The 7,890-nt window shown below is 67.4% G+C and carries 5 protein-coding genes and 1 pseudogene; 3 read left to right on the top strand and 3 right to left on the bottom strand.

Features of this window, described 5'->3' with window-relative positions:
- Position 1 precedes the first annotated feature (1 nt).
- The 3 genes and pseudogenes from JWP64_RS06815 (at position 2) to JWP64_RS06805 (ending at position 3,547) form a co-directional block, all read left to right on the top strand.
- The gene (locus JWP64_RS06815) at positions 2-601 is read left to right on the top strand and encodes a TetR/AcrR family transcriptional regulator (protein WP_297493657.1); all 600 of its coding nucleotides are present in this window, start codon (positions 2-4) and stop codon (positions 599-601) included.
- 300 nt (positions 602-901) lie between these two features.
- A pseudogene (locus tag JWP64_RS06810) lies at positions 902-1,690 on the top strand (transposase family protein).
- 753 nt (positions 1,691-2,443) lie between these two features.
- Complete coding sequence (locus JWP64_RS06805; protein WP_297493656.1) at positions 2,444-3,547, top strand: patatin-like phospholipase family protein; 1,104 nt, start codon at positions 2,444-2,446, stop codon at positions 3,545-3,547.
- Positions 3,548-3,893: 346 nt separating this feature from the next.
- Here the strand turns inward: JWP64_RS06805 and JWP64_RS06800 are convergent, their stop codons facing one another.
- From JWP64_RS06800 to JWP64_RS06790, 3 genes are all read right to left on the bottom strand, one after another.
- Positions 3,894-4,124: a tautomerase family protein gene (locus tag JWP64_RS06800; RefSeq protein ID WP_297493655.1), complete on the bottom strand. Its 231-nt coding sequence runs from the start codon at positions 4,122-4,124 to the stop codon at positions 3,894-3,896.
- A gap of 769 nt (positions 4,125-4,893) precedes the next feature.
- The gene (locus tag JWP64_RS06795; protein WP_297493653.1) at positions 4,894-6,117 is read right to left on the bottom strand and encodes a cytochrome P450; all 1,224 of its coding nucleotides are present in this window, start codon (positions 6,115-6,117) and stop codon (positions 4,894-4,896) included.
- A gap of 511 nt (positions 6,118-6,628) precedes the next feature.
- The coding region (locus JWP64_RS06790) for an FAD-dependent monooxygenase (RefSeq protein ID WP_366889514.1) at positions 6,629-7,890 on the bottom strand (1,262 nt) is incomplete at its 5' end.

Raw genomic sequence — 7,890 nt, 5'->3', positions numbered from 1 at the left:
CGTGCGGTTGCAGTCCCGTGTCGACAAGTTCGAGGACCGCCGCCGCGAGCTCGCCGACGCGGCGTTGCTGACCCTGGCAGACCTCGGCTACGCGCGCACCAGCCTGCGCACGATCGCGGACAACACGACGTTCTCCCACGGGCTCCTGCACTACTACTTCGCCGACAAGATCGATCTGATCACCTACTGCGTGCGCCGCTACAAGGACGCCTGCGTGCAGCGCTACGAGGGCCTCGTCGCCGACGCGTCCACACCCGACGAGCTCGCCGCAGCCTGCGGGAACGGGCTGACCGGCACGCTCGCCGACGCCCCCCTCATGCACCGGCTCTGGTACGACCTGCGCTCGCAGTCCCTGTTCGAGGAGGCCTTCCGCGACGACGTCGCCGAGATCGACGGCAGCCTGCAGGACATGATCTGGCGCCTCGTCCGCGCCTACGCCGACCTCACCGGGACCCAGCCGACCTGCTCGCCCTCCGCGGCCTACGCGATGTTCGACGGGCTGTTCCAGCAGGCGCTGCAGCGCCACCTCGCCGACTCGGAGACAGCGCTCGACGACCTCCGTGACAGCAGCCGAGACCTGCTGCCCCGGCTCTTCGTCTGACGTACACACGAGACCCTGGCTCAGTCGCTTGCCTCGAACCTACGAGCAACGCACTCGCCTTGGCATGACTTCGCCATGCCACAACACTTCCGCACAGGATCGTTCACTGAAGCGGGTTGACCAGCACGGTTCCAGGCGCCCTGGCATCTGGAACGCTGTTGCGCGAATGCGTGGCAGTGAGCTCTTTCCAACCTGGTGGGGAGCTGGCTCAGCGAGCTGCGGCGTGGCGTCACCGGAATGAGTGAAGCTCCTGGTAGACGGGCGATTGACTAGATCAACACGTCCCACCAGGAGCTTCGGGTGCCTTCCTACCCCGCCGGGGTCACCGTGTCCAACCACGCCCTCGTCACGCTGTCGGATGCGCTGCGCCGTCGCCGTTCGCAGGTAGGGACTCGGTGGCGGCGGCTAAGCGCCGGGCAGCAGGCCCTGCTCGTGGTGGCGCATCTTCGCAAGGGAGAGACCTACGCTGATCTCGCCGCCGGGTTTGGCATCGGCACGACGACGGTGTTCCGCTACATCACCGAGGCCGTCGAGGTGTTGGCCGCGCTCGCCCCGACCCTGCGCGAGGCGATTGCGGTCGCGGTGCGCAAGGCGTTCGTAATCCTCGACGGCACCCTGATGCGCATCGACCGAGTCGGCATGGGGTCTGGCCGTGATCGGCCGTACTTCTCCGGAAAACACAAGCGCCACGGCCTGAACGTGCAGGTCATCGCCGACCCCGCTGGACGGCTGGTCTGGGCTTCGCCTGCGCTACCCGGCGCCCGCCACGACATGGGAGCCGCCCGAGACCACGGCATCATCGACGCCCTACGCGAGGCGGGGGTGAAGGTGATCGTCGATCACGGCTACCGCGGGTCGGGGTTCGACACCCCGCAACGGCGCCGTCCCGCCGACCCCGCGACCGGCCAACGTCGGCGCCTCTCGCGCAACCAGCGCGAGGTCAACTCCGCCCATGCCCGTCAGCGCGGCCCGGGCGAGCGAGCCAACGCCCAGCTCAAGGCCTGACGGATCCTTCGCAAGATCCGCTGCTGCCCGCGTCGAGCCACCACCCTGGTCAAGGCGATCCTGGTCCTCATCCACGCCAGCTAACCCAAGTGGAAAACGCTCACTGTCCACTAGCAAGAGCGGTAGAACTGTCAACAACACCTCCTAATCCCTTAATCGGTAGCTGGGACGCCACCGTATGGTCGGACATCCCGAAGCGGAGCCGCACCTGGACTCGGAGTCGGGTGGGGAGCCGTGGGTCGGATCGAACCGACGACCTACGGCTACAAGACGGTGAGTATGCGTAGACCAGAGCCTCCACCAGCAGCAACGACTGCAATGTCGCCCCGCACGGGGGCCGCTACCGCTTCGTATGACTTCATATCGTGCCACATCCAGTGCCACACCAAGCCTGGTCCGCCGCCTCGCGGCCTCGAACTGAAGTAAGCGCGTCAGCCGCACGGCGAGGGAAGTGTCGAGAACGGTGGGGACTACGTCGCGTGGCAAACACCCAGCAGGGCGTCGTGGACCGTCAGCGGAGATGGGCATCATTGGCGATTCGAAGTGCTGCCTGCTCTAGCGGTGCGGGGACGGCGTCGACGAGTTCGTCCGGTTCGAAGCAGGTCACGCGAAACAGCGATGACAGGGCGACGCCGGTGCGAGCTCCGGGGATCAGGACTGCGACGTTCGGCCCCGTCCTGTTCCCGGTCCGAGCTACGGCGAGGGATTTCAGTTGACGACCGAGCCTGCCAACTCCGCTTGGCGGGCTCACCGTACGTACAACTGCGCACTTTCCCACTCGGCCCCGCCCCAGGCAGGATCGGACAGTCTTCCTCCAACGCCGGAAGCGGGGGTTTCATGGCGGCCATCAAGCGCAACGTCCACACCGCGATCGTCCTTCAGGGGGGCGGCGCGCTGGGAGCCTACGAGTACGGCGTCCTCCAAGCCCTCTACGAGCAGCGACCCGGCTTCCGCCCGGTAGCGGTGGCCGGGATCTCGATCGGCGCAATCACCGCAGCGGTGCTCGGGGGCGCGAAGGGCGACCCGATCGACGCCCTGGACACGCTCTGGCGGAACAAGCTCACCGTGCCACCGGTACCCGCACCTTGGCTCCCATCTCCGATCGCCCGACGGCTCGCCGCCCTCGGCAACCCCGGCATGTACAAGCTGCGGACCGCGCTGCTCACGCCGGCGCCGTGGCTGCTCACGAGCATCTACGACACCGCGCCCTTGCGCCGCACGCTCGCCGACCTCGTGGATCCGGCACGCCTGAACGACGACGCGACACGCGTGATCGTCGGCGCGATCAACGTGGGCACGGGCGAGATGGAGTACTTCGACCGGGACCAGCCAGGCGGCCTCACCTTCGAGCACGTGGCGGCCAGCGGCAGCCTGCCCCCGGGCTTTCCGATGACCTGCATCAGCGGCAACCGCTACTGGGACGGCGGCCTATTCTCCAACACGCCGCTAAGCCCGGCGATCAACGTCCTGGAGGAGGCGGGAGGCGGCGACCGCTCCGCCGAGCGGGAGCTCGTCGTCGTCGAGCTGTTTTCGATGAAGGCACCGATCCCGCACACCTTCCCGGAGGTGCTACAGCGGATGGTGCAACTGCAGTTCACGAGCCGGCTGACCCTCGACAGCGACTTCTTCGGCCAGACGAGCCGCGTCGTCGACCTGGTCGCGCGGATCGAGGACGAGCTCCCAGCCGGCAGCACCATCCGCACCGACCCGCTGTTCACGAAGCTGCGCGCCCACCGGAAGATCGACCACCTCAACGTCGTGACCTCCAGCCTGCCCCGCCGCCTGTCCGATGCCACGGACTTCTCCCGCTCCTCAATCCAGAAGCGAATCGACGCGGGATACCGGGACGCGACCGAGCAGGGGATCAGCGACGTGAACGCGCAGGGGCTCCGCTTCGGGGTCACCTCGGCCCCGTGGCCGAGCGGGAGTGGCCCGGCCTGACAACGCGACGGCAGCCGACGACCGATCTCGCTCGCATCGATCGCCATGAGGGCGATCCGAGCGGCTACTGATCGAGAGAGAAACGAACAAGCTGTTTCCGCTCACCCCATCTGGCAACATCCGGAAGTACAAACTCCGGAACGCCTCATCGCCACCCCTCCGCTCTGAGATCGCGGCGCCGGCCTTGCGGTGAAGGTGTTGCCGATGTAGGCGGCATAGCCGTGAGCAGATCGCCACCGCACTGTTAACTGATCTCCGAGCGGTGCAGGGTCCGGGCAGCGGAAGCCGGAGGCCGTCGTTGACGGACTGCAGCCGGTCTGCGTCGTGGTGCCCGCGATGATGCCGGTCACCGGCTGCGCAGCGAGTCGTCCTCCTTACCCGGATCGGACATGATCCGTCCGCCCTCCATGATCAATCGGCCCGGGGTCTCCCTCAGCGCCACCACCACATCCGCAGACGGTGCCCCGGTGATGCGGCTGACGGCGGCGGCGAGGTCGGCCAGCAGTGTCGTCGTTGTCTCGGAGTCGCGGCCGGCCCGCACCGACCCCTGCAGGTAGGCATAGGACCGTGGCGACACGACTACGGGGTCCTGCGGGGACCGACGCCACCCCGGCTGCCCGGCGTCACCGGCCGTCCGCCCAAGCACGGCCCCGAGTTCGCTCTCGGCAAACCCGCGACCTGGCCGCAACCGCAGCACACGACGATCACCGCCACCACTCGCTACGGCACGGCCATCGCCGTCAGCTGGAACCGGCTGCACCCCGGCTGACCCACCGCGGCTCCTGGCTCGATCACGACGGCGAACCGCCTGTCATCGAGGGCACCCTGCTCCGGCTCCACGTCGCGCACCTGCCCGGGGACCGCGACCCGAAGCCGCTGTGGCTGTGGTCCTCGGTCACCGGCGCCGGCCCTGCAGACGTGGATCGGTGGTGGCAGTCGTTCCTGCGCCGCTTCGATCTCGAGCACACTTTCCGGCTGTTCAAGCAGTCCCTGGGCTGGACCGTCCCGAGATCCGCACCCCGTACGCGGCCGACCGCTGGACCTGGCTGGTGATCGCCGCGCACACCCAACTTCGCGCACGACCGCTGACCCAAGATCTCCGCCGCCCCTGGGAGAAACCCGCGCCGCCAGAAAGGCTGACCCCAGCCCGGGTCCGCCGCGGGTTTCGGGACCTCCGCGCGAAGACCTCTACCCCGGCCAGCGCACCGAAACCCTCCCGGCCCGGTCCCGGACGCCCACCCGGCCCCCGCAACCGCAGGCCCGCGCCCCGCTATGACGTCGGCAAAACAGGCAACCGCGACCTCACCGTGACAGCACAGCAGCAGCTCACAGGTTAAAGATCAAATTTAGAGGAGGACGGGAAGGGTGCGGTGGCCGTTGGAGACGAAGGAGCCGACCGGGCGTAGTTCAGCGGGTGGGATGGCGAGAGACATATTCGGGAAACGTTCAAAGAGCGCGGGGAGAGCGATGCGGGCCTCGAGTTTCGCCAGCGGAGCGCCAAGACAGTAATGCACCCCGTATCCGAAGGTGACGTAATCCTTGTTCCGGCGGGTGATATCGAATTCGTCGGCATTCTGCCCATTTGCCTCGGGAGACCGGTTCGCGGCGTCGTAGGCGCCGATGATCGCATCTCCTTTACGGATGATCACACCGTGGAAATCGATGTCCTCGACCGCAAAGCGCAACGGCACGAACGGTATAGGCGCCTGCCAGCGCAAGGCCTCCTCGATCACGTCGTCCCAGGAATTCTCGCCGCTGCGAACAAGATCCAATTGACCAGGATGCGTGAGCAGGGCCGCGATGGCCTGGTCAAGCAGGTTCACCGTGGTTTCGTGACCGGCGCTGAGCATCAGCACGAGGGTGTCCGCGAGCTCGGCCTCACTGAGACGAGAGTTGGCATCGTCGTCGCGGGCCGCGATGAGTGCGCTCGTCATGTCGTCTGCAGGCGCTTCTCGTTTGATGCCGATAAGTTCATTCAACAGCGGATAGAGCCGGGCCTGGTTCGCTTGGGCCTCCCCCGCCGGGAGAGAGGTGTCGAATAGCCCGTCCACCACCTTCCGTAGCATCGCGCGCATGGTGTCGGGAACACCGAATAGCTGGGAGATCACTTCGATCGGCAGCGGGAAGGCGAAACTTTCACGCAGATCTACCGCCTCACCCGCCGGATGAGCGGCCAGAGCGTTCACAAGATCGGCGGTGATCTTTTCGATCCGCGGGCGCTGCGCGGCGATGTTTCGGGCCGTGAACGCCTTCGCGCTCAACGAGCGTAAGCGCTTGTGGTCCGCGCCATATGCGGTCAGCATGTTCTGCACCGCGACCCACGTGAACAGCGGCCACTCCGGAGTGATCTCGCAGTTGATCCACTGAGGCCAGTGCTGCCGTGGGTCTTTCGAAATACGCGAATCGGTCAGCAATTCTCGCAACCCGCTGAGACTGGTGACTGCCCACGCCACCACATCACCAGGGAGCGCAACCAGAGTCGCTGTGCCGGCTTCGCGGAGGCGGGTGCCTTCAGCATGGACGTCTTGGCCGGTGGCATCGAGGGTGTGAGGGACTGGCAGTCTCTTCATCGGTCTTCTCCTGTCGGGACTGACGGATGCCGCTCGCGCCGCCGCGCTGCCAGCCGCGGCTCTGCACGTCACCGGCTGGTTTTGGGCTCGGTACGGCACGTAGGGCTACACCAGCACGGCGATCAGACGCTGGGCCTCGACGTCTGAGGCCGGGCAGGCCGCAGCGTCAACCGACCCTGCCCCAACTGCCTGCGCCGGCAAACCCGCCGGGCTGCCTGGTGGCCGTGGCGTTCGGGTGCCTCTCTCGTGATGCTCAGCGCGTCGGTGGTAGGTCGATTGGGCTAGCCACGTCAACGGCGCGGTGCTCGTCGCGGTACTCCAGGCACGAGAACAGTCGTCGCCGGGCCGCAGACAGCGTCGCGGTAATGCCAACCCGGTGCACCGCCGCCAGCGGCCGTCACGCCCTGGTGCTAGCTGCAGTCCTTGGACTCCTGCTGGCAACTACGGTGAACATGGGACTGCCCAGGATCAAAAGTCTGGGGCTCATGTCCCGTTGAGGGTCTGCCGCAGGTCAGAGCGAACCAATGGGTGCCTGTGGTGGCTGGATTGCACTAGCCCAACCACATCTCGCAGTCATACTCGCAGTCAAGCGGTCCACTGTCGACGCTCCACTGCCCACAGGCGGCATCCGGTCGCCTCCGCCCGTGGGCATGTCGTCGGCGACTCGGCCAGCGGCCGGTACGTCTGCGAGTGGCTCGGGCACGCCGACTACGCAACAACTCTGCGGGTCTAGCGCACCGGATCCCCGACACCCGCGCCTACGGCCTGGCCGACGAGGTGATCGGCGGTCCGACCGGGGCCCCGGAGTCCGGCACCCCGGAGTAGTCGGGTAGCTCGACGCTTTGATCGCGCGCTCGACCAGCTCCATGAGCGCCGCATCCCCCAGCAGCACCACCCGCCCGCTCGACCACCGGTCCGTCACCACCTGGGCGACCTGGTCGAGGTAGAAGTCCGGGGTCTCGTCCAAGTGCGCGAGGATGCGCGGCGTCAACCAACCCAGGCCCTCCATCCGCTCGCGCAGCAGGCTCTTCTGGGCCGCAACGTCGCGGTAGTCGACGTCGAAGTCGACCGAGGGGAAGGAGAACATGGCCATCGCCCGGGTGGCGTCCTGGATAGGCCGTAAGCCGGCCGAGCGCCCGGACTCCTGGTCCTGGTAGTCGATGAGCCAGCGGTCCAGCCCGAACTCGTTGGGCACACTGTAGAAGGCCAGCACGAGCCCGAGGTGGCGGACGAACCTCTCGCGCCGCCCGAAAACCATCCCGCGCAACGCCGAGTGCAACCCATCCGCCCCGACCACCAGGTCGAAACGCCGCCGGTCGCCGCCCGCGAAAACCACGTCCACCCCGTCCGTGTCCTGGGTGAGCTCGGCGATCCGGTCGCCGAAGACGTACTCGACACCGTCGCGGGTGTCGTCGTGCAGCACCCGGGACAGGTCCCCGCGCAGGATCTCGATCTCCGCGATGAACCCGTCACCGCCGTCGTCGTCCGCGCGGAAGGTCTCCAGCACGTTCCCGTCCACATCCACTTTGAAGGCGCCGACGGTGTCGGTGCAGGCCGCGCGCACCGCCGCGTCCAGCCCCATCCGCCGGATGACCTCCTTAGCCACCCCGCGCGCGTCCACCGCCTGCCCACCGGGACGCAGCTCGGGAGCCCGCTCCACCACAGTCACCTCGGCACCCCGCCGGCGCAGCCAGTGGGCCAGCGCGGGCCCCGCGATACTCGCCCCCGCCACCAACACCTTGATACCGCTCACCGGTGCCTCCTTCGTCGACT

Source organism: Pseudonocardia sp., from assembly GCF_025465255.1.
GTDB lineage: Bacteria > Actinomycetota > Actinomycetes > Mycobacteriales > Pseudonocardiaceae > Pseudonocardia.
This window is presented reverse-complemented; position numbering and strand designations above follow the sequence as displayed.